The sequence below is a fragment of the Polaromonas sp. YR568 genome (assembly GCF_943369675.1).
GTDB lineage: Bacteria > Pseudomonadota > Gammaproteobacteria > Burkholderiales > Burkholderiaceae_C > Polaromonas.
Window position 1 is genome coordinate 1 of sequence record NZ_CALROB020000025.1, and the last position, 22,469, is coordinate 22,469.

General features: G+C 66.3%; 23 protein-coding genes. 8 read left to right on the forward strand and 15 right to left on the reverse strand.

Going from position 1 to position 22,469, the window contains the following annotated elements:
* The first annotated feature begins 192 nt into the window (after positions 1–192).
* A complete protein-coding gene (locus ACLV8F_RS14690) occupies positions 193–1,029 on the forward strand; it encodes a creatininase family protein (RefSeq protein ID WP_411884942.1) in 837 nt (278 codons plus the stop codon).
* Here the strand turns inward: ACLV8F_RS14690 and ACLV8F_RS14695 are convergent, their stop codons facing one another.
* Both ACLV8F_RS14695 and ACLV8F_RS14700 read right to left on the reverse strand, forming a co-directional pair.
* The gene (locus ACLV8F_RS14695) at positions 1,030–2,454 is read right to left on the reverse strand and encodes a hypothetical protein (RefSeq protein WP_411884943.1); all 1,425 of its coding nucleotides are present in this window, start codon (positions 2,452–2,454) and stop codon (positions 1,030–1,032) included.
* Positions 2,454–3,728, reverse strand: a complete 1,275-nt coding sequence (locus ACLV8F_RS14700) for an SPFH domain-containing protein (RefSeq protein ID WP_411884944.1) — start codon at positions 3,726–3,728, stop codon at positions 2,454–2,456. Before ACLV8F_RS14700 ends, ACLV8F_RS14695 begins: the two co-directional genes overlap by 1 nt.
* A 213-nt stretch (positions 3,729–3,941) precedes the next feature.
* Between ACLV8F_RS14700 and ACLV8F_RS14705 the strand changes: the two genes are divergently transcribed.
* The 6 genes from ACLV8F_RS14705 to ACLV8F_RS14730 all read left to right on the forward strand — a co-directional run bounded on the left by ACLV8F_RS14705 (position 3,942) and on the right by ACLV8F_RS14730 (position 10,238).
* The gene (locus tag ACLV8F_RS14705; RefSeq protein ID WP_411884945.1) at positions 3,942–4,670 is read left to right on the forward strand and encodes a response regulator transcription factor; all 729 of its coding nucleotides are present in this window, start codon (positions 3,942–3,944) and stop codon (positions 4,668–4,670) included.
* Positions 4,667–6,802: a sensor histidine kinase gene (locus ACLV8F_RS14710; protein WP_411884946.1), complete on the forward strand. Its 2,136-nt coding sequence runs from the start codon at positions 4,667–4,669 to the stop codon at positions 6,800–6,802. The genes ACLV8F_RS14705 and ACLV8F_RS14710 overlap by 4 nt, the downstream gene beginning before the upstream one ends.
* Before the next feature lie 197 nt (positions 6,803–6,999).
* Positions 7,000–7,458, forward strand: coding sequence for an Lrp/AsnC family transcriptional regulator (locus tag ACLV8F_RS14715; protein WP_092132085.1), 459 nt, complete (start codon positions 7,000–7,002; stop codon positions 7,456–7,458).
* Between the two features lie 136 nt (positions 7,459–7,594).
* Entirely contained in the window at positions 7,595–8,917 is a 1,323-nt protein-coding gene (locus ACLV8F_RS14720; RefSeq protein ID WP_411885008.1) for a PQQ-dependent sugar dehydrogenase, read from the forward strand.
* Positions 8,918–9,016: 99 nt separating this feature from the next.
* A complete protein-coding gene (locus ACLV8F_RS14725; protein ID WP_411884947.1) occupies positions 9,017–9,520 on the forward strand; it encodes a DUF6088 family protein in 504 nt (167 codons plus the stop codon).
* Positions 9,513–10,238, forward strand: a complete 726-nt coding sequence (locus tag ACLV8F_RS14730; RefSeq protein WP_411884948.1) for a Fic family protein — start codon at positions 9,513–9,515, stop codon at positions 10,236–10,238. The genes ACLV8F_RS14725 and ACLV8F_RS14730 overlap by 8 nt, the downstream gene beginning before the upstream one ends.
* 74 nt (positions 10,239–10,312) lie before the next feature.
* On the opposite strand, the gene ACLV8F_RS14735 is transcribed toward ACLV8F_RS14730, so the two are convergent.
* The 13 genes from ACLV8F_RS14735 to ACLV8F_RS14795 form a co-directional block, all read right to left on the reverse strand.
* On the reverse strand, positions 10,313–11,467 hold the full coding sequence (locus ACLV8F_RS14735) for a hypothetical protein (RefSeq protein WP_411884949.1): 1,155 nt from the start codon (positions 11,465–11,467) through the stop codon (positions 10,313–10,315).
* A gap of 79 nt (positions 11,468–11,546) precedes the next feature.
* Entirely contained in the window at positions 11,547–12,215 is a 669-nt protein-coding gene (locus ACLV8F_RS14740) for a histidine phosphatase family protein (protein WP_411884950.1), read from the reverse strand.
* Between the two features lie 52 nt (positions 12,216–12,267).
* Entirely contained in the window at positions 12,268–13,275 is a 1,008-nt protein-coding gene (locus ACLV8F_RS14745; RefSeq protein WP_411884951.1) for a threonine dehydratase, read from the reverse strand.
* A gap of 55 nt (positions 13,276–13,330) precedes the next feature.
* Positions 13,331–13,972 (reverse strand): LysE family translocator, encoded by a 642-nt coding sequence (locus ACLV8F_RS14750; protein WP_411884952.1) that lies wholly within the window; start codon positions 13,970–13,972, stop codon positions 13,331–13,333.
* 1 nt (position 13,973) lies between these two features.
* Positions 13,974–14,687, reverse strand: a complete 714-nt coding sequence (locus ACLV8F_RS14755; RefSeq protein WP_411884953.1) for a VOC family protein — start codon at positions 14,685–14,687, stop codon at positions 13,974–13,976.
* A gap of 3 nt (positions 14,688–14,690) precedes the next feature.
* A complete protein-coding gene (locus ACLV8F_RS14760) occupies positions 14,691–15,617 on the reverse strand; it encodes a PhzF family phenazine biosynthesis protein (protein ID WP_411884954.1) in 927 nt (308 codons plus the stop codon).
* A gap of 20 nt (positions 15,618–15,637) precedes the next feature.
* On the reverse strand, positions 15,638–16,258 hold the full coding sequence (locus ACLV8F_RS14765) for a glutathione S-transferase (RefSeq protein ID WP_411884955.1): 621 nt from the start codon (positions 16,256–16,258) through the stop codon (positions 15,638–15,640).
* 2 nt (positions 16,259–16,260) lie between these two features.
* On the reverse strand, positions 16,261–16,899 hold the full coding sequence (locus ACLV8F_RS14770; RefSeq protein WP_411884956.1) for a LysE family translocator: 639 nt from the start codon (positions 16,897–16,899) through the stop codon (positions 16,261–16,263).
* Positions 16,896–18,089 (reverse strand): PLP-dependent aminotransferase family protein, encoded by a 1,194-nt coding sequence (locus ACLV8F_RS14775; protein ID WP_411885009.1) that lies wholly within the window; start codon positions 18,087–18,089, stop codon positions 16,896–16,898. Before ACLV8F_RS14775 ends, ACLV8F_RS14770 begins: the two co-directional genes overlap by 4 nt.
* Before the next feature lie 142 nt (positions 18,090–18,231).
* Complete coding sequence (locus ACLV8F_RS14780) at positions 18,232–18,561, reverse strand: DHCW motif cupin fold protein (RefSeq protein ID WP_411884957.1); 330 nt, start codon at positions 18,559–18,561, stop codon at positions 18,232–18,234.
* Between the two features lie 5 nt (positions 18,562–18,566).
* Positions 18,567–18,905: an antibiotic biosynthesis monooxygenase family protein gene (locus ACLV8F_RS14785; RefSeq protein ID WP_411884958.1), complete on the reverse strand. Its 339-nt coding sequence runs from the start codon at positions 18,903–18,905 to the stop codon at positions 18,567–18,569.
* On the reverse strand, positions 18,905–19,843 hold the full coding sequence (locus ACLV8F_RS14790; protein WP_411884959.1) for a DMT family transporter: 939 nt from the start codon (positions 19,841–19,843) through the stop codon (positions 18,905–18,907). Before ACLV8F_RS14790 ends, ACLV8F_RS14785 begins: the two co-directional genes overlap by 1 nt.
* Positions 19,840–20,451, reverse strand: a complete 612-nt coding sequence (locus ACLV8F_RS14795; protein ID WP_411884960.1) for a LysE family translocator — start codon at positions 20,449–20,451, stop codon at positions 19,840–19,842. The genes ACLV8F_RS14790 and ACLV8F_RS14795 overlap by 4 nt, the downstream gene beginning before the upstream one ends.
* Positions 20,452–20,571: 120 nt before the next feature.
* On the opposite strand from ACLV8F_RS14795, the gene ACLV8F_RS14800 reads away from it, so the two are divergent.
* Positions 20,572–22,053, forward strand: a complete 1,482-nt coding sequence (locus ACLV8F_RS14800) for a PLP-dependent aminotransferase family protein (protein WP_411884961.1) — start codon at positions 20,572–20,574, stop codon at positions 22,051–22,053.
* The last annotated feature ends 416 nt before the right edge of the window (positions 22,054–22,469 follow it).

The following is a 22,469-nucleotide window of genomic DNA, read 5'->3' on the forward strand; positions in this document are numbered from 1 at the left end:
GACTTTGGTGTTCGCGTAACTTCGCTGCGCGAAGTGAGCGAACCCCGCGCGCGCAGCGCGCCTTTTGGCGAACAAAAGAAAACCCGCTTTGCGGGTTTCGCCAAAGTTACTGGCCGCCGGGCCACTCCCGGCCAGCAAGCCTTAGCAAAAGGCAGAAGCGGCCGCCGGCGCAAGAACCGGCGAAAATACCCCATGCCCACCCCAACCCCACCCCGCCACTGGTCCATCCTCAAAACCCCAGACTTCGCAAAACTGGACCTGGCCCGCTGCATCGCGGTCCTGCCGGTGGCGGCCACAGAGCAGCACGGCCCGCACCTGCCGCTCAATGTGGATGCGACGCTGGTGGAGGGCGTGATCGCTGCCGCCTTGCCGCACCTGCCGGCCGCGCAGCCGATTCTGTTCTTGCCCACGCAGGCCGTGGGTTTCAGCCCCGAGCACACGCGCTTTGCCGGCACGCTGACGCTGAAAGCCGACACGGTGATTCGGCTGTGGACCGAGCTGGCCGAGTCGGTCGCGCAAACGGGTGTCAAAAAGCTGGTGCTGCTCAATTCGCACGGCGGCCAGGTTGGCCTGCTGGACGTGGTGGCGCGCGACCTGCGGGCCCGGCTGGGCATGCTGGTCTACAGCGTGAACTGGTTCAACCTGCCGCTCACGGGTGAAGACGGCAAGCCGGTGAACGACTTGTTCAGCGCCACGGAGCACCGCTTCGGCATCCACGCCGGCGAGATTGAAACTTCGATGATGCTGGCCCTCAAGCCGGAGCAGGTCGAGATGGCGAAAGCGCAAAACTTTCATTCCACCTCGCAAGACCGCGCCGAAAAATTCAGCATTCTGGGTGACGGCCGCAGCGCCAAACTGGCCTGGCAGATGCAGGACTACAACCCGCATGGCGCCGTGGGCAATGCGGCCGCCGCCACCGCCGAAAAAGGCCGCGCCCTGCTGGGCGCGGCGGGCCGCAGCCTGGCGCGGCTGCTGGTGGAGATCGATGAACTGCCGGCCGACACGCTGAACGACAAGACGGCTTTTTAACTAACGCAGGATCACGCTCTGCCGCTTCCACGCGGCGTCCTGCCAGCGGTTAAAGGCGGCCAGCGCACCGGGGTCGCCGGCCTGCTTTTCGGCCGTCAAGGTGTCCATGCGGGCCACTTCAAAATTGCGGCGCAGGCGCCCGCCGATGCGGGTCTCGCGGGCCAGCAGCATTTGCGGCGCGCCGCGCACCCAGCCGGCAAATTCCACATAACCGAGTTCGGGGTCGTTGCTGGCGGGCGGCAGCACATCGATGCTCCATTTCCCGGCATTCTTGCGAAACACCCAAAGTTCGCGCCAGGCGTCCAGCGGCTGCACGGCGAGTGCCAGCGCCTGGCCGTCGGGATGCGCGCTGGCGGAAGCGGCCCAGACGATGCCATAGGTGCAGCGTTTGGCGACCGCTTCCTTGCCGGGTTTGCCGTCGGCCTTGTTTTCATACAGCGCCACGCAGGTTTCGCCGGCCTGGCCGGCTTCGGTGGCCAGCGTCAGTTTGGCGAAACGCGGGAGGGTGGTTTCCGCGGCCCAGCGCGAGGCCCCCACGCGGATCGCCGCATCGTTGTAGTCCTGCCTGTCGTTGTCCGTCAGTTCCAGCTTGTTCACCGCCGCAAGTTCCGCCAGCGCGCGCTGCGCGGCCGCCGTGGGTGCTTCGGCCCGGCGCGCCTGCTGGAAGGCCAGGCTGGCAAACACGCCGGCGCGGCGCAGGCGCAAGCGGTTTTTGCTGACGTCGGACAGCTGGGCGAACTGCGCGGCGCTGAGCTTGTCCAGCACCTCGGCGCGCCACTGGTCCTGCGCCAGGCGCTCCTGCGGGTGCAGGTCGGGGCTCATGCAATCGGGGCGGGTCACGGCCAGCGCGGCGCGGGCGCGTTGTTCCGCATCGGACGGCAGGGCCAGCACACGGCGAAAGGCTTCGCCGTTGTAGCAAAGCTGCATGCTGCCGCCCTGCTCATAGCCCTTGAAACCCACGCCATAAAAAGACGCCACTTCCATGTGCGCGGAAATCACGTCGCTGGTGGCCTTGCCGTGCTTCATGGAGGCGCGGCGCGCCAGGCGCTCGGCCATGGTGCCCAGCGCGTCGAAGGCTTCCGCGCCTATGGCGTCTGCCGGCGCGGCCTTGAGGTAGGCGGCGGTGTAGGCAATGCCCAGCGCTTCGGCGCCCGGGCTTTCGCGCAGGAAGCGCACCACTGACAGCAATTGCGGCGCGTCTTCGGGCTGCAGCGAGACGGTGCGCACCTGGCTGACGTGGATGAAACCCGCGCGTTCGCGCCTGTGGTCGTAGACCTGCAGGTAGTCCATGCGCTGGCCGCGGATTTCCAGCGCGTCGCCCTGCCACAGGGCGGCCTGTTGCGCGGCGGAATCGCGCGGCGCGGCGCGCAGCGTGGCCTGGTCCTGCGTCACGATGGCCAAGGTCAGGAGTGCGGTGGTGATCATTATTCGGCCTCTTGTTCTTCTTGCGTGTTGTTGCCGCGAGGGGCTTGTGCCACGGTGCGGTCGGCCTTGGGCGCGCCGCCCAGCAGTCCCGCGCCCACAAAGCCGCCGCTGGTGGAGGGCGGGGCGATGATCACGGTGATCTTGTCGCTGAGCTTGTCGGCCATGGTTTTCTGGATCAGCAGCGGGTGGCGTGTGATCAGCACGCCTTCACGCGCCATCTGCTCGCTGTTGATCTTGCCAACACGGTCCAGCCGGTAGGCTTCGGCGTCCGCCAGTTTCTGGCGCGAATCGGCCTCGCCGGAGGCCTCGATGCGCCTGGCCTGCGCGCTGCCTTCGGCCGTGCGAATGCGCGACTGCTTGTCGGCCTCGGCTTCGAGCTGGCGCTGCTCGATCTGCTTTTGCTTGAAGGGCAGCACGTGCTTCATGGCCTCTTCCTGCGCCCTGGCCGCGATCACCTGTTCGCTGGCGGCGGCCTGCGCGTTGGTTTCGCGGCGCACCTTGTCGGCCATCGCGTCCAGCTCGGTTTCCTTGACGCGCTTTTCTTTCAGCGCCAGCGTGTAGCGCATTTTTTCCGTCGCGAGCTCTTCGGCCAGCAGCTTGTCCATGCCCTGGCGGTAGTCGGCGGGCAGGTCCACCTTGCCCATCTGAACCGTGCGCAGCAGGATGCCGTCGGCCGCGAGTTTCGGTTTGAGTTCGGCCTCGATGAGCTGCTGGATCTCGGCGCGCTTGGTGGAGAAGATTTCCCGCACGGTGTAGCGGGTGAAAGTTTTGTAGATCACGCCCTGCACGGCGGGCTGCACGATCTGGCCGGCGATGTCGTCGGGCAGGTTTTTCGACAGCGCGTTGACCTTGGCCGGGTCCAGCGCGTAGCGCACCGTGAGGTCCACGCCCAGCGACATGCCTTCGATCGACTGGAAGGGCGAAGGCCCGTCGGCACGGCTGCTGCCTTCGGGGCGGTAGACCTGGTCGCGCAGCGAGAAGGTGCGCACTTCATGCAGGCCGGGCAGCAATAGCAAGGAACCTTCGCGGAACTCGTCGACGCCGCCGGTCAGCTGGTTGGTGCGTATGGTCACGTCGCCGCGCCCCACCGATTCCACGGGCGGGTGCACCCACAGCAGGTAGCCGGCGCCGGCCGCCGCCGCGGTGGCGACCATCAGGCCGCTGGCGCTGGCGGCGCGCCGGACTCCGGTGGCGGCGATGCGGCGGGTGCCGTGCACCCCGCGGGAAAAGATGGCGCGTATGCGCAGGGCGATGCGGCTAAAACGTGGGTTCATGACAGGCTCCTCCGGTAGGTTTGGCGAGAGGCGCGGACTGCGTTCTCTCTGGCCTCCATTGTTCGAATCGGGACCGGAGCGTTCAATGCGTCCGGGCGGTGTCTTTGCGCGCTCCGGCGGGCGGCAAGCCTCCGCCAACGGAAGAAACACTCACACGGCCAGTCGCGGCCGGCACCCATAATGAAGCCACTCCATCCTCCGCATGCCACGCCCATGACCAAAATTGCCGTGATCGAAGACGACTTGCCCATGAGCAATCAGCTCAAGGGCTGGATTGAATCGGCCCGGCCGGGCATACAGGTCGACCAGTGGTTCAACCGCGACGACGCCGAAGCCGCCGTCGCCCGCGAAGGCTACGACGCGGTGGTGCTGGACATCGAACTCGGGCGCGAACGCCATGCCGGCGTGGCCATCATCAACGCCATCAACAAGCAGCGGCAGGGCACGCCGGTGCTGGTGGTGTCCGCCATGCCGGCCGCCATCTACCGCAGCATCATGAAGGCCCTGGATGCCTGGGACTACCTGCAGAAAACCACCTTCGAGGAAGCCGATTTCATCGAGACCTTCCTGGACATCCTGCGCAGCGCCAAGGCCGCGCCCGCGGGCAAGGCGCCCGCCGCAAGCAGCCAGGAGCTGCATCTGGACCCGCTGCGCCAGAACACGGCGATCTGGCGCGGCCAGCGCGTGAACCTGCCGCTGACGGCGCAGCGCATCCTGGCGGCGCTGCATGCGCGCCGCGGCGAGGTGGTCAGCTACGACGACCTCTACCTGGTGGTCAAAAGCGGGCGCAACCGCGACAACATCCGCAAGCACGTCAGCACCATACGCGACGCCTTCAAGGAAATCGACGCGAGCTTCGACGGCATTGAGAACGTTCCCATGCGCGGTTTTCGCTGGGCCGAAGCGGCCGAGGCCGCGCGTGGCGGCAAGGGCAAGGCGTGAAGCTGCCCGCCAGCCTGGGCGTGGAGCGCCTGCTGCCGGCGCGTGTGCCCTTCGGCCTGCGGGTTTTTTTTCGCGGCGCTTTTTTGCTGCTGGGGCTGGCCACCATCGCACTGGCCGTCGCCGTGCTGCAGGACGAAAAAGAGCGCAGCTACCGCAACTACCAGGACGGCTTTCGCAAGAACCAGGCGCAGATCGCGGCCAAACTGCGCCACCCCACGGGCCAGCTGGTGCTGCTCAATCCCACGGCCTACGACCATGAGGTGACGCCGCTGCGACCGCTGGTGCTGCCGTTTTCCGCCATCGACTTCGACGATCGCAACAAGGCCCAGCAGGCGGTCGAGATGGCCGGCTGCCTGGTGCAATACCCCGATGCGGCCTCGATGTGCGTGGCCGTGGGCAACAACCCCTTTGCCGGCGGTTTCCTCTACGTCGTCGGCAGCTTCAACAGCGGGCCGCTGGTGTCGCACAGCTCGGGCACGCTGGATTTGAGCCAGGCGCACCGCGCCCGCATCACTGTGGACATGCGCGGGCAACGCTACCGCTGGATCGCACCCTTCCAGGCCATGCAGGCCATGGACGAGGGCCGCAACGCCTCGCCCTTTGCCAACACCCGGGGACGCCTGGTGGGCTTTGCCGACGATGGCCCCATCACGCCGGCCAGCCGGCCCGTGCGCGATTTTCGCGGCTGGCTCTGGCAGGACGGCCGCTGCGTGGACGGCGCGCCGGCGGGGCCGGACTGCACGCGCCGCGCCTTCGTCAGCGTGCGCCTGCCGGTGGAGCTGTTTCGCGAGGCGCTGTTTTCCAAAGGGCCGGCCGGCATCGTCTGGCCGCCGGCCGACCTGGACCAGGTCAAGGTGCAGGTGGAAATGCTGGCGCCCGGCGAAGGCAAGCCGCTGTTCGACAGCAATGCCCAAGGCGCCGCCGCGCCTTTTTCGTGGGCGGAACTGACGCCCCTGCTGCTGCCCGGCGAAAAGCTGCGCATACGCAAGCTGGGCGCCGCCGGCGCCGGCGCGGACATCGTGGCGCTGTCCGGCGCCGAGGCCACGGAGCGGTCCTCGCCGCTGATCGCCTGGCTGATACGCCGGCTGCAGGTGGAGGGCTATGACGCGCCCGTCACCAGCACCGACATCATCAGCACGCCGCTGGGGCGCTATGAACTCACGCTGACCGGCGACATCCGCAGCGTCAACAAAGTGCTCACGGCGGTGGCCACCCGCGTGTCCTGGTTTGTGGGCGGCATGCTGCTGGCTATTTTTGCGACCTGGCTGGCGATTGAGTTGCGCATCATCCGCCGCATCACCGAGCTGACCCGCCGCGCCGCCACCGTGTCCAAGGGCGTGCGCGCCAGCGACAGCCTGGCGGCGGTGGACCTGGCCGACCTGCGCGGCGGCGACGAACTGGGCGTGCTGGCCGGCGGCCTGCAGGACCTGCTGCAGCGCGTGAACGAGGACGTGCGCCGCGAGCAGATCCGCGTGGCCCAGGAAAAAGACACCTGGCACGCGGTCGGCCATGAAATCATGTCGCCGCTGCAATCGCTGATGGTGCTGCACGGCGATGCCGCCGACCCGGCCCACCGCTACATCAGCCGCATGCAGCAGGCCGTGCGCGTGCTTTACGGCAGCGCCTCGCCCAGCGAGGCGTTCGAGTCCACCGCGCTCAATGTGCAGACGCTGGACGCCAACGAGTTCCTGCGCCACGTGGCGCGCAACGCCGCGGCCGCCGGCATTCCCGGTGTGGCCTTTGAGCCGCTGGCCCAGCCGGTCACGGTGCGCGCCGACGAATATTCGCTGGAAGACGTGGTTTCGCACGTGCTGCGCAATGCCGAGCGCTACCGGCGGCCCGGCAGCCTGATCCGCATCACGCTGGCTTTGCAGGCACAAGAGGGGACCGCGCCCGAGGCGGTGATTGCCATCAGCAACCTGGGACCGCAGATAGAGGCCGGCATGCTGGGCAAGATTTTTGAATACGGCGTGTCCGACCTGCCTGAGGCCGAGGGCGGCGCGCCGGGCCAGCGCGGCCAGGGCCTGTTTGTCGCCAAAACCTATATGGCCAAGATGGGCGGCACCATCACCGCGCACAACCTGCCGGACGGCGTTTGCCTGGAGCTGCGGCTGCAGTGCGCCGCTGTTTAACGCCAACGGGAAAAATCAAAGCCTCCAGCGAGCGGTAACTCGCTGGAGGCTGTGTCTTGGCGGGCGGACCGGTAAGCCCGTTGCCATGAAAGAAGTATCGTCCGGGGGCCGCCGAAGGATTTGCTTGATTTACCGCTGAATTTGCCAAATACAGATAAAAAATCTGCAAATTCGCAAATATCAGATAAATTGCCTGAATGGACACTTTAGACCGGAAAATCCTTCAGGTTTTACAAGCCGATGCGCGCACCAGCCTTCAGGACATAGGCCAGGCCGTGGGCCTGAGCCCTTCGCCCTGCTGGGGCCGTATCAAGAAGATGGAAGAGGCTGGCGTGATCGAGGGCTACACCGTGCGCCTCAATGCCCAGGCACTGGGCCTTGGCGACACCGTGATGGTGCAGGTCACGCTCGACAGCCACTCCGACAATACGCTGGAAAAATTCGGCGAAACCCTGGCGGCGATTCCCGAGGTGATAGAGGCTTACCTGGTGTCCGGCGAGTACGACTACCTGCTGCGCATCGCGGTGCACGACACCAAGGACTACGAGCGCCTGCTGCGGGAGCGGCTCTACAAGATCAAGGGCATACGCCACAGCAAGTCCAGCTTTGTGCTGCGTACGCTGAAGAAGGCCGACCTTCCCTTGCTGCCGGGCTGAGGGCCGGCGCTGACAGTGGTGTGGGCGGGCGGCTGACAGCGCCGTGATCGCGGCAGGCGCACAGTGGTCGGGCGGCGCATTGGTGCGGCGCGCGGCACCCAAGGGAGACTTTATGCGTTCACCGGCTTCTTTCGCCATGCCCGCCAAGGCATGGCTGGCGCCCGTCATCTGCGTGGCCATCGTCGGCGGCCTGGTGGCCTGCGGCGACACCGCCCTGCTGCCGCCCGAAGCCGGCATGGGTTCCAACCCGACGCTGCCGCAGCCCGTCAAAAGACTGATTCCCACCGTGAACATTGCGCCCGCCAAGGGCTGGCCCGAAGGCCAGATGCCCACGCCCATGGCCGGGCTGGGCGTGACGGCCCTGGCTGAAGGGCTGGACCACCCGCGCTGGGTGTATGTGCTGCCCAACGGCGACGTGCTGGTGGCCGAAAGCAATGCGCCGCCCAAACTCGAAGACGGCAAGGGCATCAAGGGCTGGATCATGAAAAAAGTCATGGGCCGCGCCGGCGCCGGCGCACCCACGGCCAACCGCATCAGCCTGCTGCGCGATGCCGACGGCGACGGCAAGGCCGAAAGCCGCAGCGTCTTCCTGGAAAACCTCAATTCGCCCTTCGGCATGGTGCTGGTGGGCAATGATTTTTACGTGGCCAATACCGACGCCGTGGTGCGCTTTCCCTACCAGGCGGGGCAAACCAGCATCACCGCGGCGCCCGTCAAGGTCGTGGACCTGCCGGCCGGCCCCATCAACCACCACTGGACCAAAAACATCATCGCCAATGCCGACGGCAGCAAGCTCTATGTCACCGTGGGCTCCAACAGCAACGTCGGCGAGCGCGGCATGGAGGCCGAAACCGGCCGCGCCGCGATCTGGGAGGTGGACCCCAAAACCGGCCAGCACCGCGTGTTCGCCTCCGGCCTGCGCAACCCCAACGGCATGGGCTGGGCGCCCGAAAGCGGCGCGCTCTGGACGGTGGTCAACGAACGCGATGAAATCGGCAGCGACCTGGTGCCCGACTACCTGACCTCGGTGCGCGACGGCGTCTTTTACGGCTGGCCCTACAGCTATTACGGCAACAACGTGGACGTTCGCGTCAGGCCGGCGCGTCCCGACCTGGTGGCCAAGGCCCAGTCGCCCGACTACGCGCTGGGCTCGCATGTCGCGCCGCTGGGCATGGCCTTTTCGGAAGGCAAGGCGCTGCCGGCAACGCTGGCGACGGGCGTGTTCGTCGGCGAGCACGGCTCCTGGAATCGCGTGCCGCACAGCGGCTACAAGGTGGTGTTCGTGCCTTTCCAGAACGGCTTGCCGGCGGGTTTGCCGGTCGACGTGCTGACCGGATTCCTCAGCCCTGAAGGCCACGCCTACGGGCGGCCTGTGGGTGTGGCGATGGACAAACGCGGCGCGCTGCTGGTGGCCGATGACGTGGGCAATGTCATCTGGCGCGTGAGCGGGGCCAAATAACGGTTCATGCCGACTTTCGTTGCGGCTTAACTCCGGCATATAACGATGTGCTAAGTTGTTGATATTGCTAATTATTATCCCGGGTTTATAATGAACCACATGGACATCGAAGGTCGAATTTTGCAATCTCTTCGCCCCCGCCGGGACGGCGTGCTTTTGCGCTCCGATGTGAGCGCATTTGGCAGCCCGAGCCAGGTTTCAGCAGCGCTCAAAGCGCTGGGAGAAAAAGGCCTTATCAAGCGAATCGGTCGCGGCGTCTACGTCAAACCGGACCGGGTGGCTCAAGTGGGTACGCAGGTCTTGCTGGCCCAAGCCTTGGCCAGGGTCGGGCGCCTGCGCGGTCAGTCCCAAAGGCAGGCTGCGCAACGCCGGTTGACCCCAACGGCACGCTACGTGTTGAAACTCGCCAGGCACGCGGGTGTGGCGTTCGCCCCTACATTCGCAGATCGATGGGCGAGCGCTGTCACCAGGCTCGCGGGCGATGACGTGAAAAGTGACCGGACCGACGACCTGCTGGTCGCGCTCACTCGGGCAGGCAAGCTGCCGCCCAGCGATATGGTCAAGCTGGTCATGGCACATCATCGAGAGTTGAAGCTTGTTTGATCCCTTCGGTGACTTCTCGTCGATGGGGTATCTGCGCAATTCAGGTGCAGAGAAGAACCTGGAAATTATCAAAGCAGTTGAGCACCAGCTTTTTCGCGCGCAACTGCCGGAGGCCCTGGATTTCCTGGCCCGCCTCAAACGCATCGAGTATTCGGATTTCCTTGAGGTACACCGAATACTTTTCAGCGGCCTCTACCCATGGGCCGGTAAAGACCGCGCCGAAGTGTTGCCTGACAGGGCGGTAGGCAAGGGCTCAGTGTTCTTCTGCCATCCCCGGGACTGCAGGCGCGCGGTCCAGGAAGGACTGTTCCACGCGCAAGACAAGAAGCAGATAAGCACACGGCCTGGCTTCATCATGGGCATGTTTGCCTATGGCCACCCCTTTCTTGACGGAAATGGGCGGACCATGCTTCTTGTTCACGCCGAGCTGTGCTTTCGCTCCGGCATGTCGGTGGATTGGACGCACACGAGCAAGGAGCCCTATCTCCAGGCCTTGACCCGGGAGATTGAAGATCCAAACGCAGGCCACCTGGACGCCTACTTGGGGCCATTCATCAGCGCGAAGATCCCTCGCGAAAGCTGGTTGCAGTCTGCGGCCGCGCTGCCGGGGCTTGACGGGGCATCCGCACAGTCGGACACCTCGGCACAGTACGCTGACCCCTCAGTAGCCGCGAGCTACCAAGCATTCGAGCGTCGCCGTGGGTACAAGCTCGCCTAGGAGTCCCGGTGGCAGAGGCGAGACGGCGCAACCCCCCGAAGTGTTTTATGAGCGGCTTTTAATACCGCAGGCCCTCACGCGGGCGGCAACACCATGTCCGCAGTGCCCGGCCGCATCCAGCGCGGGTATTCGCGCGAGGTGTCTATGCAGCCGCCCGACTGGTACACGCCCTTGGGCTCGCGCATGCGCAGCATCAACTCGAGGATGCGCGCCGTCTCCACCGGGTCGGCGCTGGAGGCCTTGACGCCGGCTTCGACGATCTCTTCATTGATGCGCAGTTCGCCGGCCTCATCGGTGTAGGTCGCATGCCGCCAGTGGAAGAGTTCCAGGCACTTGGCCGTCAGCGTGTAGGGCTGCTCGCGCTTCCAGAAATTGGTGAACAGGCCGTTGCCGATGTAGAACACCCAGGAGCCTTCATAACCCGAGACGTCCGAAGAGTGTTCATCGGGGTTGCGGAACCACAGGCGGTCGCCGGGCACGTAGTACTTGGGCGGCAGCGGCTGCTCCATGGTGCCGTATTCGCGCAGGAACACGTCGTGGAACTTGCCCGACATGATGGCGCGGCGCTCCCAGCGCTGCTGCAGCGCGGCCAGCAGCGGCGGGTTGCAGGTTTCGAGTTCCTGCGCAATCGCCAGCAGGATCACGTACTCGGTCGCGCGGTAGCAGGAAAAGGAATACAGCTTGCCCGAGGCCTCGGGCTGCGTGGCCTTTTGCAGCGCGGGGATCAGCGCGTAACCGGGCCGCACGGTGAAACCGTCATCCTCGGAATACGTCCAGCAGTCTTCGGGCCGGTTGACCTCGGTGGTGTGGAACTCCAGCGCGGTTTTGCGCGCGGCCAGCACGATGTTGCGGCGCACGCGCACGGCGGAGGCCAGCTCCTCATGGCTGGGGAATTCAAAGGCGACCGGGCTCAGCAGCATGGCCAGCAGGATTTCACGCTCCAGGTCGTCGCTGCTGTTCAGCGTGTCCAGCTGCAGGCGTTCAGCCAGGCCCAGGGTGTCCAGGCCGGGCGCCCATACGGCGGCCAGGCCTGCGGAAAGGCGGAAGCGCCGCACCACACCGGTGCTGTTTTGGGCGGCAAACTCTTCGGTTTCCACGGCGTCCTGCAGGCCGAGCTGCTCCAGCTGCACCAAAAAGCGGTAGCTGGCCGCCGCCAGCGCGTCGGCCGTGGCGGCATGAAGGTGTATCCCTGCGATGACGAGGCTGGCGGAACTGGTGGCGGCGCGCATGTTGCCGAAGAGTATCTTTGCTTGGCGCCATCCCGGCAATGGCAAAAACACCACGCCGGGCCCTTGCGGCCAAAGCGGTTCAGGCGTAGGTGATCCAGCTCGCGTGCTCCGGCGCATCCAGGTGCGGCAGCGTGTTGTAGGTCACCAGCATGTGGCGCTTGGGCGTGAAGGCGAATTCGGTGAGCGAGCAGTTGCGTATGCGCAGGTTGAGTTCAATCGTGGTTTCCGGGCTGGTGCCCAGCACATGGCCCACCGCCGTCGAGATAGGGCCGCCGCTGGAGACCAGCAACACGTTGCCGGTGTAAGCGCCGCGGATATGGTCCAGCACGTCGGTGATGCCGCTGACGAAGTCCGTGTAGCTGGGCATGCCCTTGGGGTTGACCACGCCCGCCATCCACTGCGCCAGGCCGTCGCGCAGCAGGCGGAAGTGGCCGCGGTATTCCTCGGGCGTGCTTGGCTTCTCGAGCTTGTGCGGGTGGATGGCGCCTATGACGGCGTGGCTGTCGTATTCGTTGAGGCCGGGGCGTTGCTCGGCCTGCAGGCTGATGCCCATGCCTTCGCAGATGCCGGCAAAGGTGTTGACCTGGCGCTGCAGCGTGCCGGTGAAAGCCGCGTCAAACGTGGTGCCCTTGTACTTGAAGTATTCGCCCAGGCGCAGGCTTTGCTGGCGCCCCATGGGGCTGAGCATGTCGTAGTCGTCTTCGCCAAATGAGGCCTGGCCGTGGCGCACGAGGTAAAGGGTTCCCATGGGCGGATTGTGGCTTGCCACCCCGTTGCCTTTAGTCTCGCGCGTGACCGTTTCAACCCTGGGCTAGCACCTTGGCGACAGTGGCCGTGTCGACGTTGCCGCCGCATAGCGTGGTGCCGACGACCTGGCCTTTGAGTTGTTCCCGCTCGTTCATGGCCGCGGCAAAACTCGCCGCACCCGCGCCTTCGGCGATGTTGTGGGTGTCGGCATACAGCGCGCGCATGGCCTGCGCCACTTCCTCGTCGCTGACTTGCACGATGCGCTCCAGGTGCGGCAGCAGGATATCGAGCGCGGCCGGGTCGGCGACGCGGCAGGCCATCCCGTCGGCCAGCAGCGTGGTGACCGGCGCCTCGACCACGCGGCCGGCGGCCAGCGAGTCGGCATAGGTGGTGGCGTGCGCGCTCACCACGCCGACGATGCGCAGCGTGCGGCCCAGCGCCAGCTTGGCGGCAATCGCCGAGCACGCGCCCGAGCCCTGGCCTATGGGCACATAGACGACGTCGAGCTGCGGCACCGCCAGCATGAACTCCCACCAGTAGGTGCTGACGCCGCTCAGCAGGTCGGCATGAAAGCTGGGTACCATGTGGGCGCCGCGTTCGGCGGCCAGCGCGATGGCGAACTCGCGGCTTGCCTGGAAGTCGTCGCCGTGTTCGATCAGCGTCACGCCCAGCGCGCGCATGGCGGCGTTTTTCTCCAGCGAGTTGCCGTGCGGGACCACGATGGTGCAGGCCACGCCGTGGGCGCGCGCGGCCCAGCCTATGCTCTGGCCGTGGTTGCCGCGCGTGGCGCTGACGACTTGCGGGGGCAGTTCGCCGCGCCGCTGCAGCGCCTCGAAATAAGTGAGCCCGCCGCGCAGCTTGAAGGCGCCGACCGGTGTGTGGTTCTCATGCTTGATCCAGCAGTCGGTGCCCAGGCGCTGGCTCGACAAACTCCAGCGGTATTGCGGCGTGGCCTGGAATTCGCGGTAGACCACACGGGCCGCGTCTTCGATCTCGCGCAGCGAGGGCAGCATGTTGCCGGTGTTCTTGAGCCCCGGCGCGCTATCCAGCACGGCGCTCATTGGGTAGCCTCCGCTCTGCGAGCTGCGGCATTCGCCTTGGGAGCGGCCCGGCGGCTCATGCAGCCGCCCGTTTTTCGGCCAGCAGGCGCAGCGCCAGCAGGCCCAGCACCGTGCCCATCACATAACGCTGCACGCGCATCCAGCTGATGTTGCGGTTCAGGAAGCCGGCGATGGCTGCGGCAAAGCAGATCAGCACCGTGTTCACGCTGGTGCTGACGCTGATCTGCACCAGGCCCAGCGTCAGGCTTTGCAGCAGGAGGTTGCCGCGCTCGGGGTGCAGGAACTGCGGGAAGAAGGACAGGTAAAACATCGCCACCTTGGGGTTCAGCAGGTTGGTCATAAAGCCCATGAGGAAGAGCGTGCGCGGCGGGTCGTGCGGCAGTTCGCGTGTTTCAAAAGGCGCCAGGCCGCCGGGTTTCACCGCCTGCCAGGCCATCCACAGCAGGTAGGCGGCGCCGAGGATCTTGATCGCATCAAAAGCCACCGGCACGGCCAGCAGCAGCGCGGTCAAACCGAAGGAGGCCGCCAGCAGGTGCACCACAAAACCCAGCGCCACGCCGCCCAGCGACACCAGGCCGGCGCGCGGTCCCTGGCACAGCGTGCGCGAGATGCAATAAATCATGTTGGGCCCGGGCGTGATCACCAGCACAAAGGCGGCGAGGGCAAACCAGGCGAGTTCGACAGGGGTGAACAGCATTTCAGGCTCCTTGTGATTCAAGCGTGACCAGGCCGCGCGGCGTCTGCAGCGTGGCGATCAGGTTGGGCGGGCCTTGCGACAGGCCCACGCCGGCCAGGCCTATCGCTTCGTAGCCGGCGCGCAGCGCGTCGGGCCGCGGGTGGCTGGCGTGCAGCGACTGCAGCGTGACGCCCGAGGCCGCCATGCCGTCGGCGGGGTGGGCCTCGCCCCATTCGATCAGCGTGGGCAGCGCGCCGTAGAACAGGCGCTGGCCGTCCTCGCGCACGGTGATCTTCCAGGCCAGCAGGCCTTGCGGCGTCATGCGCGACGCGTCCAGCACTTCGCCGCGGTCCAGCCCCAGGCGGGCCAGGGCGCGCACGCCGCCGTGCACACGGTTGGTGGAGGCCACGAAGTGCGCGAGCTGCGGGCCGGTGCTGGCCAGGTGCAGTTTCAGCTCCTTGTCGTCCAGGTCAAACCAGCGCCTGGCCGGCGCCGCGCGCGGGCTGGGTTTTCCGGGGTTGATGGCAATGATTTCGAAATAGGCGCGCGGAAAGGCCGGCGAGGCCACCGTGAACAGGCGGTTGTGCGTGCCCATCAGCGCGTGCTCGCCGCCCGGTCCAGGCGTGATGCCCAGCACACGCTCACACCACTGCACACCCTGGTCCAGGCTGACCGCCATCACCACCAGGTGGTCGACCTGCGAGGCCGGCGGCGCGGAGGATGTCGTGCTTTCCATGGTTCAGAGCCTGACGTTTCCGTCCACGCAACTCACCGATTCGCCGCCCACCCAGACTTGCCCTGCGGCATCGCGTTCAATGTGCACCTGGCCCGCGCGGCCCAGGCACACACCCTGCGAGGCGGTGTAGCGCTCGGGTGCATGGCCTTCGGCAATCAGCCATTGCGCCAGGCTGGCGTTCAGGCTGCCGGTGACCGGGTCTTCGTCTATGCCCATGGGCGAGACAAAGGCGCGCACTTCGAGGTCGGGGGTGAAGTCCGAGGTGGCAGCCGGTGCCGAGGCCGCAAAAGCCCTGGCCTCGCGGTTGGCGCGTCCTATCAGCGGCGCGCTTTCTTCATGCGGGTAACGCGCGGCGGCGCCGACCTTGATGCCCAGCTTGGCCAGCGCCTTGTGGTCGGGCGCCAGCTGCAGCACGGTTTCGGGGCTGTCGAGCAGCAGGCCCAGCCAGAGCGGGCCGTTGTCCAGGCATTGCGCGGCCACGATGTGTGTCGCCTTGAGGCCCAGCGCGGCGGCCACCTGGGCCAACACCACGGGGCTGGGCGCCGAGCGCTTGAGCGGCGGCGCGGCAAAGGCCAGGCGCTTCGTGCCGGGCTCGCGGCGAATCTTCACCAGGCCGACCTTGCATTCCTGCACGATGAAATCTTTGGCATGCGGCTGGCCGCCCGCTTCCAGCCAGCTGTGGCAGCTGCCCAACGTGGGGTGGCCGGCGAAAGGCAGCTCGCCGCCCGGCGTGAAGATGCGCACACGGTAGTCGGCCGTGGCGTCGGTGGGCGGCAGCAGGAAAGTCGTTTCCGAGAGGTTGGTCCATTTCGCAAAGCGCTGCATGGCGTCATCGTCCAGGCCGCTGCCGTCCATCACCACGGCCAGGGGGTTGCCGTAATAGGGGGTGGGCGTGAACACGTCGACTTGTTTGAATGGGCGCTGCTTCATGGGGTTCTCAAAAGTTTCGGTCAAGACAAAGGCAGGTCCAGCACGCCGCGCGTGGCCGGCCGTGCCAGGAGGGATTGGTACCAGCGGTCCAGGTGGGGCCGCGCGGGGCGCGCTTGCGGCAGGCCGAACCAGCGATGCATTTCGCAGCCCAGCGGGATGTCGGCCATGCCGAAGTTCTCGCCGCCTATAAAAGCATGGTTGGCCAGGTGCGCGTCCAGCAGGGCCAGCAAGGTGTCGGTTGCGGCCACCGATTGCGCGATCAGCTCGGGCTGGCGCTGCTCCGCCAGCGTGCGTATCAGCTGGATGAAGGCTACGCGCCCGGCCGGGTTGAAGGTGGTCTGCTGCCAGTCCATCCACTGCTCGGCGGCAAAGCGCTGCGGCAGCGCCGTGGGGTAAAAATTCCCGGGCGAATGTTTGGCGCACAGGTAGCGCACGATGACGTTGGATTCCCAGACAAGCACCTCGCCGTCCTCCATCAGCGGCACCAGGCCGTTCGGGTTCTTGCGCTGGTACCCGGGCTCCCTGACGATGCCGAATTGGCCGCCCGCGTCGGTGCGCTGCAGGGTCAAGCCCAGTTCCTGCGCGGCCCACACCACCTTGCGGACATTGATGGAGCTGATGCGCCCCCAGACGTGAAGCATGGTCAGAATCCTTTGGAGGGACGGTCGAGGAACAGCAGCCGCAGCGCGAGCCCGGCCATGACAAAAGCCAGCAGGCCGCGCTGGAATTTCGCGGCGCCCGGCCGCGCCTGAAGGCGCCGCCCTATCTGCCCGCTGAAGGCGCCCAGCACGGTGTTGAACAGCAAGGCCATCGCCGACAGCAGGACGCCCAGCAGCAGCAATTGCAGCGTGACGTGGCCGCGCGCCGGGTCCACGAACTGCGGCAGGAAGACCATGAAGAACAGCAGCGCTTTCGGGTTGACCAGGTTGTTGAGCAAAGCCATGCGCACGATGCGCGCGAAACCGGCCGGGGCAGCCTCGGCATCACGGCGCGCGCCGGCCGGCCGCAGCGCCTGCCAGGCCAGCCACAGCAAATACAGCGCGCCGGCATAACGCAGCACGTCGAAAGAGGGCGGCCAGGCCGCGACCAGCGCGGTCACGCCCGTCGCGGCGCACAGCGTGTGCACCAGGTCGGCCGCCGAGATGCCGAGGGCGGCCGCGAAGCCGCCGCGCACGCCATGCGCCAGCCCGTGCGAAAGCACAAAGGCCATGTTGGGGCCGGGCGAGGCGAACAACGCCAGCACCGCCAACACAAACAGCGACAGCGTGCCCGTGTCCATCATGCGGCCGCGCGCAATTCAGGCACACCGGCGGGCAATTGCTCGCGGATGGCCGCGGCCAGCGCGGCGATGCCGATGTTGATCTGCTCGACGCTGGAGGTCACGAAGGACAGGCGCAGCGTGCGCACGTCGGCATGGTCGGCATAAAACGCCCAGCCCGGCACGAAGGCCACGTTGCGCTCCACCGCCTTGGGTAGCAGGTCGATGGCGTTCATGCCTTCGGGCAGGCGCACCCACAAAAACATGCCGCCCGCCGGCTTGTTCCAGCTCACGCCTTCGGGCATGTCGCGCTGCATCGCGGCCAGCATGGCATCGCGCTGCGATTTGTAGAGCGCGCGTATGGTCGGCACGTGGCGATCCAGGAAGTTGTTCTTCATGGTCTCGACCACCATGCGCTGGTTGAAGCCCGGCGTGTGCAGGTCGGCGGCCTGCTTGGCCTGCAGCAGCTTGGGGTACAGCGATTTGGGCGCGACCAGGAAGCCCAGGCGCAGGCCGGGCGCGAGGATCTTGGAGAAGGAGCCCATGTAGACGCAGCCCTCGGGGTTGCGCGCGGTCAGCGGCAGCGGCGGCGGCGTGTCGAACCACAGGTCGCCGTAGGGGTTGTCCTCGACGATGGGCAGGCCCAGGCGCGCGGCCTCGGCGCTCAGCGCGGCGCGGCGCGCTTCGCTCATGGTGCGGCCGGTCGGATTCTGGAAGTTGGGCAGCACGTAAAAGAAACGCGCGCCGGCCGCTTTGCTCGCCAGGTCGGCGATGTCCACGCCTTCGTCATCGCTGGCCACGCCCAGGACTTCGGGCTCCATGGGCGTAAACGCCTGCAGCGCGCCCAGGTAGGTGGGGGTTTCCACCAGCACGCGGCTGCCGGCATCGATCAGGATCTTGGCGATCAGATCCAGGCCCTGCTGCGAGCCGGTGGTGATCAGCACCTGCGCCGGGTCCACGTCCCAGGGCAGCATGGCCGCGACCATTTCGCGCAGCGGCGCATAGCCTTCGCTGGCGGCGTACTGCAGCGCGGCATGGCCGTCTTCGCGCAGCACCTTGTCGCAGGCTTCGCGGAAGGCGGCGACCGGAAAGGTCTTGGGCGAGGGCAGGCCGCCGGCAAAACTGATGATGCCGGGCTTTTCGGTGACCTTGAGGATCTCGCGGATCACCGAAGGGTTCATCTTGTGGGCGCGTTGCGCCTGGGTCCATGTCATGTCGCTCATTTCACGCTTCTCCTTGAGGGTCGTTCAAAACAACCCGGCTCACACAATCTTTTGAAAATTCACAGGGTGCCACGGGCACCGGCTGGGGAACATGATCGCACCGTGGCGGTTTTTCGCAAGAGACAGTTCATGCTCAATCCACCACAAACAGGGTGGCGCCCAGCGGCGCGGTCGAGCGGTGCGCTTCGGCCTGGTCGGCCACCTGGTAGCTCATGCCCGGCTCCAGCGTAAAACGCCGGCCGTCTTCGAGTTCGGTGTGCAACTGCCCCTGCAGGCACAGCAGGATATGGCCCTTTTTGCACCAGTGGTCGGACACATAACCCGGCGTGTACTCGACCATGCGCACGCGCACGTCGCCGAACTGCTGCGTGCGCCAGAAGGCCTTGCCTTCCAGGGCCGAATGTTCGGTGCGGGCAACGGCGGACCAGTCCGTCGTGCCGAAGGGGATGTTGCTGATGTTCATGCGGCCTAGCCCGTCTTGCGCGCGCGTTCGTTGGGCGTGATGTGGGCGATGGTGCCGTCGCCGTAGGAGCGCAGCACCTGCGATATGACGATGTGAAAGCCTTTGTACCACTGGGTGTACTGGCGCTTGGCTTCCAGATGTTTCGGATGGGCCGAGAAGATGCGCAGCGCCTCCTGGTTGTCCCAGAAATAGGTCGCGTTGCTCCGCGTGCCGTCGGGCGAGCGCCAGGTTTCCGCGCCCAGGTAGCCGGGCGTGGCGAGGGCGGCTTCCTCGATCAGCGCGTCCAGTGCGTGGAAACGTTCGTCATAGGTGCCGGGTTCGAAAATAAAGGCGGCGCAGTACATCAGGTCTTCCTCGGGTGCAGCAAAGAGGGGGGCATGGCCACGGGCTGGTGCACCGGCATTTTTTTGCCGATGAACACGGTGGCGATCACCGCCAGGCCGAAGCCCACCGTCACGGCGTCCAGGCGCTCGCCCAGCAGCGGCACCGCGAACAGCATGGACAAAAACGGCTGCACCAGCTGCACCTGGCTCACGCGCACCGTGCCGCCCAGGGCCAGGCCGCGGTACCAGGCAAAGAAACCCAGCCACATCGAAAAAACGCCCACATAGCCAAAGCCCCACCATGCGGAGGCCTTGATGGGCCCGGCGGGCAAGCTCAGCGCGGCCAGCGGCAAGGTGAGCGGCAGGGACAGCAGCAGCGCCCAGCAGATCACGTGTTCGGCCTGCATGCGCTGCGAGAGTTTGGCGCCATAGCCGTAGCCGACGGCGGCGCACAGCACAGCGGCCAGCAGCAGCAAGTCCGCCAGGCTGATGGAGAGGCCGCCGCTGCCCGATCGCAATAGGGCAAACGCCACCACCAGCGCGCTGCCGGCGGCGGCGCACAACCAGAAGCCGGCGGAAGGGCGCTGGCGATGCAGCAGCGCGCCGACGGCCGCGGTGGCCAGGGGCAGGGCGCCGATGATCACGGCGGCGTGCACGGCCTCCACATAACGCATGGCAATCGAGGTAAAGAGCGGAAAGCCGAACACCACGCCGCCCGCGGTGACGGCCAGCGGCCACCAGTCTTCGCGCCGCGGAAAGGGCGCGCGCGTGGCCAGCAGGAACACGGCCGACAGGCCCGCGGCCACCACGGCGCGGCCCAGCGCAATGAAGAGGCCCGACATCTGCGGCGCCTCGGGCGTGCCCACGGCCAGGCGCGTCATCGGCAGCGTGACCGAAAAGATCACGATGCCCAGCAGGCCCAGCCAGAGGCCTTTGGTGATTTGCGCCTTGGTGCTCATATAAAGAGCATCCAGATGGCGGTGGCCACCAGCACGCCGGCCATGATGTAGTTGAACCAGCGCAGCCGCCGGCCGCTGCCGGCGGGCCCTGCAAGCCACTCGCGCAGCAGTGAGCCGGCCAGCGCGTAGGTCAGGTTGCTGACGAAAGCATAGGCCAGCATCACCGGCAGCACGATGGCCAGGCGCAGGGCGGGCGCCTCGCGGCCGGCGATCCAGCCGCTGACGATGGCCAGCGCCAGCATCCAGGCCTTGATGTTGACGAACTGCAGGGCGGCGCCCTGCCAGAAGCCGACGTTCAGGCGCGCCGCGTCGGCCTGGCTGAGCTGGCGCGACTGTGAAATCTTGAAGGCGAGCCACAGCAGGTAGGCCACGCCCATGATCTTGACGGCCCAACTGAGCAGCGGCAGTGCCACGATCAGCGCGCCCAGGCCCAGCGCGCACACCAGCAGCAGCGCGCCCCAGCCGACGGGCACCGCGCAGACAAAAGGCAGCGCGCGGCGCAGGCCGTGGTTGGCGCCCAGCGCGGTGGACAGCGTGGTGTTGGGCCCGGGCGAAAAGCTCATCGCCGTGGCCAGCACCAGTAAAGCCGTAAATTCTTGCCAGTTCATGTTTCAGACTTTATAGTTGAAAGCAGTACACCACCAGTACAGTTATCGGTACATATTGCCAAACTGTACTGGTCAAATTGTCAGCACACACGCCCTGTACGAGGGGCGACCGAGGCCGCCATGTTGATGAAAACCGCTTCCCAATCGCTGACCGAACAGCTCTCGGCGCGCTTTGCCGAGCGCATCCGCAGCCGCCTGCTGGCGCCCGGCGCGCGCCTGCCCTCGGTGCGGCTGTGCGCCGAGCAGCAGGGCGTGAGCGTCTCCACCGTGGTGGCCGCCTACGACCAGCTGCTGGCGCAGGGCCTGGTGGTGGCGCGCAAGAACCGCGGGTTTTTTGTGCGCGATGCATCGCTCAATGCGGCGCTGGCACCCGTTCCCAAAACAAAGGCGGCGGACAAGCCCGCGCAAACGGATTCCGCTCCCGGCCGGGCGCCGCTGAATGCCTGGAGCACCGCCGGTTGGCTGCACGCGCGTCAGGCGCCCGTCGATGCGACCGCGCTGATACGCGGCATGTTCCACAAGGTCAGCAACAAGCCGCAGCCCGGCATGGGCGTGTTCCCGTCGGACTGGCTGGACACCAACTTCCTGCCCGTGGCAGTGCGCAAGGTCACCAGCGTCGCCGCGCTGCGCGAGTTTTCACTGCAATACGGCGAACCCATGGGCGACAGCGGCTTGCGCCGCGCGTTGTCGCAAAAGTTGAGCGCGCTCAACGTGCACGCCGTGCCCGAGCAGATCATCACCACCGTGGGCGCCACGCACGCGCTGGACATCGTGAGCCGCACGCTGCTGCGCGCCGGCGACTGCGTGATGGTGGAGGAACCCGGCTGGGCGGTCGAGTTCGCCCGGCTCGACGCGCTGGGCATGCGCATCCTGCCGGTGCCGCGCCGCGCCGACGGGCCCGACCTGGAGGTGATGGCGCAGTACTGCGAGATCCACCAGCCCAAGCTGTTTGTCAGCGTCAGCGTGTTCCACAACCCGACGGGCTATTGCCTCACGCCGGGCAGCGCCCACCGCGTGCTGCAGCTGGCGATGCAGCACAACTTCCACATTGTTGAAGACGACACCTACAGCCACCTGGCGCCCGAACACGCGACCCGGCTGAGCGCGCTTGACGGCCTGCAGCGCACGATTTATGTCAGCGGCTTTGCCAAAATCCTCGCGCCCGGCTGGCGCGTCGGCTTCATGGCCGCGCCGCCCGATCTGGTCGAACGCCTGCTGGACACCAAGCTGCTGGCCACGCTGACCACCCCGGCCCTGCTCGAAAAAGCGCTGGCCTGGTGCATAGACCAGGGCCAGCTGCGCCGCCATGCCGAACGCATACGCACCCGGCTCGATGCCGCCCGCGCCCGCAGCGTGAAGCTGGCGATCGCCCACGGCTGCACCTTCGCGGCCGAACCGGCGGGCCTGTTCGGCTGGGTGGACACCGGCGTCGACACCGACGCGCTGGCGCAGCGCATGCTGGACGAGGGCTACCTGATCGCGCCGGGGGCGCTGTTCCATGCGGTGCGGGCGCCCAGCACGCTGATGCGGATCAATTTTGCGACCACGCAGGAGGCCGCGTTCTGGAAGGTTTTTGGGCGTTTGCGTGATGCGGTGAAGTAGCCGGGTCTTGCGCCGGCTTGCGCGCCCGCCCTCTGCATGGGCTTGCTGGCCGGGGTCGCCCGGCATGCGACTCACTTTCTTTTGGCGAAGCAAAAGAAAGTTACTGGCCGCCGGGCCACTCCCGGCCAGCAGCCTTCAACAGGCGCACCTCCGGAAAACCCAAACCAACCAAATCCGTGCCAGGTTTGGCTTTTGGTGATTTTTCACAAAAATCCGTAACTTATACTTGTGACGTTCTGTAAATTCACGCTGTGAAACAGGCCTACCTAGCGCATAGCAGGCCCGGATTTGGTGCAAATGTGCCATTTTTCTCACAAAAATCCCAGGTTTTTCTTTATTTCCTAATGATTCGTGAAGTAATCGAGCCATGTATTCACGGTTAGTAACATAAAGTTACCACCTAAAACCTGTAGGCG

Bases quoted from the DNA above. Each gene is read 5' to 3' on its own strand.
- ACLV8F_RS14690 (WP_411884942.1), top strand. From the start codon at position 193: ATGCCCACCCCAACCCCACCCCGCCACTGGTCCATCCTCAAAACCCCA.
- ACLV8F_RS14695 (WP_411884943.1), bottom strand. From the start codon at position 2,454: ATGATCACCACCGCACTCCTGACCTTGGCCATCGTGACGCAGGACCAG.
- ACLV8F_RS14700 (WP_411884944.1), bottom strand. From the start codon at position 3,728: ATGAACCCACGTTTTAGCCGCATCGCCCTGCGCATACGCGCCATCTTT.
- ACLV8F_RS14705 (WP_411884945.1), top strand. From the start codon at position 3,942: ATGACCAAAATTGCCGTGATCGAAGACGACTTGCCCATGAGCAATCAG.
- ACLV8F_RS14715 (WP_092132085.1), top strand. From the start codon at position 7,000: ATGGACACTTTAGACCGGAAAATCCTTCAGGTTTTACAAGCCGATGCG.
- ACLV8F_RS14720 (WP_411885008.1), top strand. From the start codon at position 7,595: ATGCCCGCCAAGGCATGGCTGGCGCCCGTCATCTGCGTGGCCATCGTC.
- ACLV8F_RS14725 (WP_411884947.1), top strand. From the start codon at position 9,017: ATGGACATCGAAGGTCGAATTTTGCAATCTCTTCGCCCCCGCCGGGAC.
- ACLV8F_RS14735 (WP_411884949.1), bottom strand. From the start codon at position 11,467: ATGCGCGCCGCCACCAGTTCCGCCAGCCTCGTCATCGCAGGGATACAC.
- ACLV8F_RS14740 (WP_411884950.1), bottom strand. From the start codon at position 12,215: ATGGGAACCCTTTACCTCGTGCGCCACGGCCAGGCCTCATTTGGCGAA.
- ACLV8F_RS14745 (WP_411884951.1), bottom strand. From the start codon at position 13,275: ATGAGCGCCGTGCTGGATAGCGCGCCGGGGCTCAAGAACACCGGCAAC.
- ACLV8F_RS14750 (WP_411884952.1), bottom strand. From the start codon at position 13,972: ATGCTGTTCACCCCTGTCGAACTCGCCTGGTTTGCCCTCGCCGCCTTT.
- ACLV8F_RS14755 (WP_411884953.1), bottom strand. From the start codon at position 14,687: ATGGAAAGCACGACATCCTCCGCGCCGCCGGCCTCGCAGGTCGACCAC.
- ACLV8F_RS14760 (WP_411884954.1), bottom strand. From the start codon at position 15,617: ATGAAGCAGCGCCCATTCAAACAAGTCGACGTGTTCACGCCCACCCCC.
- ACLV8F_RS14765 (WP_411884955.1), bottom strand. From the start codon at position 16,258: ATGCTTCACGTCTGGGGGCGCATCAGCTCCATCAATGTCCGCAAGGTG.
- ACLV8F_RS14770 (WP_411884956.1), bottom strand. From the start codon at position 16,899: ATGATGGACACGGGCACGCTGTCGCTGTTTGTGTTGGCGGTGCTGGCG.
- ACLV8F_RS14775 (WP_411885009.1), bottom strand. From the start codon at position 18,089: ATGACATGGACCCAGGCGCAACGCGCCCACAAGATGAACCCTTCGGTG.
- ACLV8F_RS14780 (WP_411884957.1), bottom strand. From the start codon at position 18,561: ATGAACATCAGCAACATCCCCTTCGGCACGACGGACTGGTCCGCCGTT.
- ACLV8F_RS14785 (WP_411884958.1), bottom strand. From the start codon at position 18,905: ATGTACTGCGCCGCCTTTATTTTCGAACCCGGCACCTATGACGAACGT.
- ACLV8F_RS14790 (WP_411884959.1), bottom strand. From the start codon at position 19,843: ATGAGCACCAAGGCGCAAATCACCAAAGGCCTCTGGCTGGGCCTGCTG.
- ACLV8F_RS14795 (WP_411884960.1), bottom strand. From the start codon at position 20,451: ATGAACTGGCAAGAATTTACGGCTTTACTGGTGCTGGCCACGGCGATG.
- ACLV8F_RS14800 (WP_411884961.1), top strand. From the start codon at position 20,572: ATGTTGATGAAAACCGCTTCCCAATCGCTGACCGAACAGCTCTCGGCG.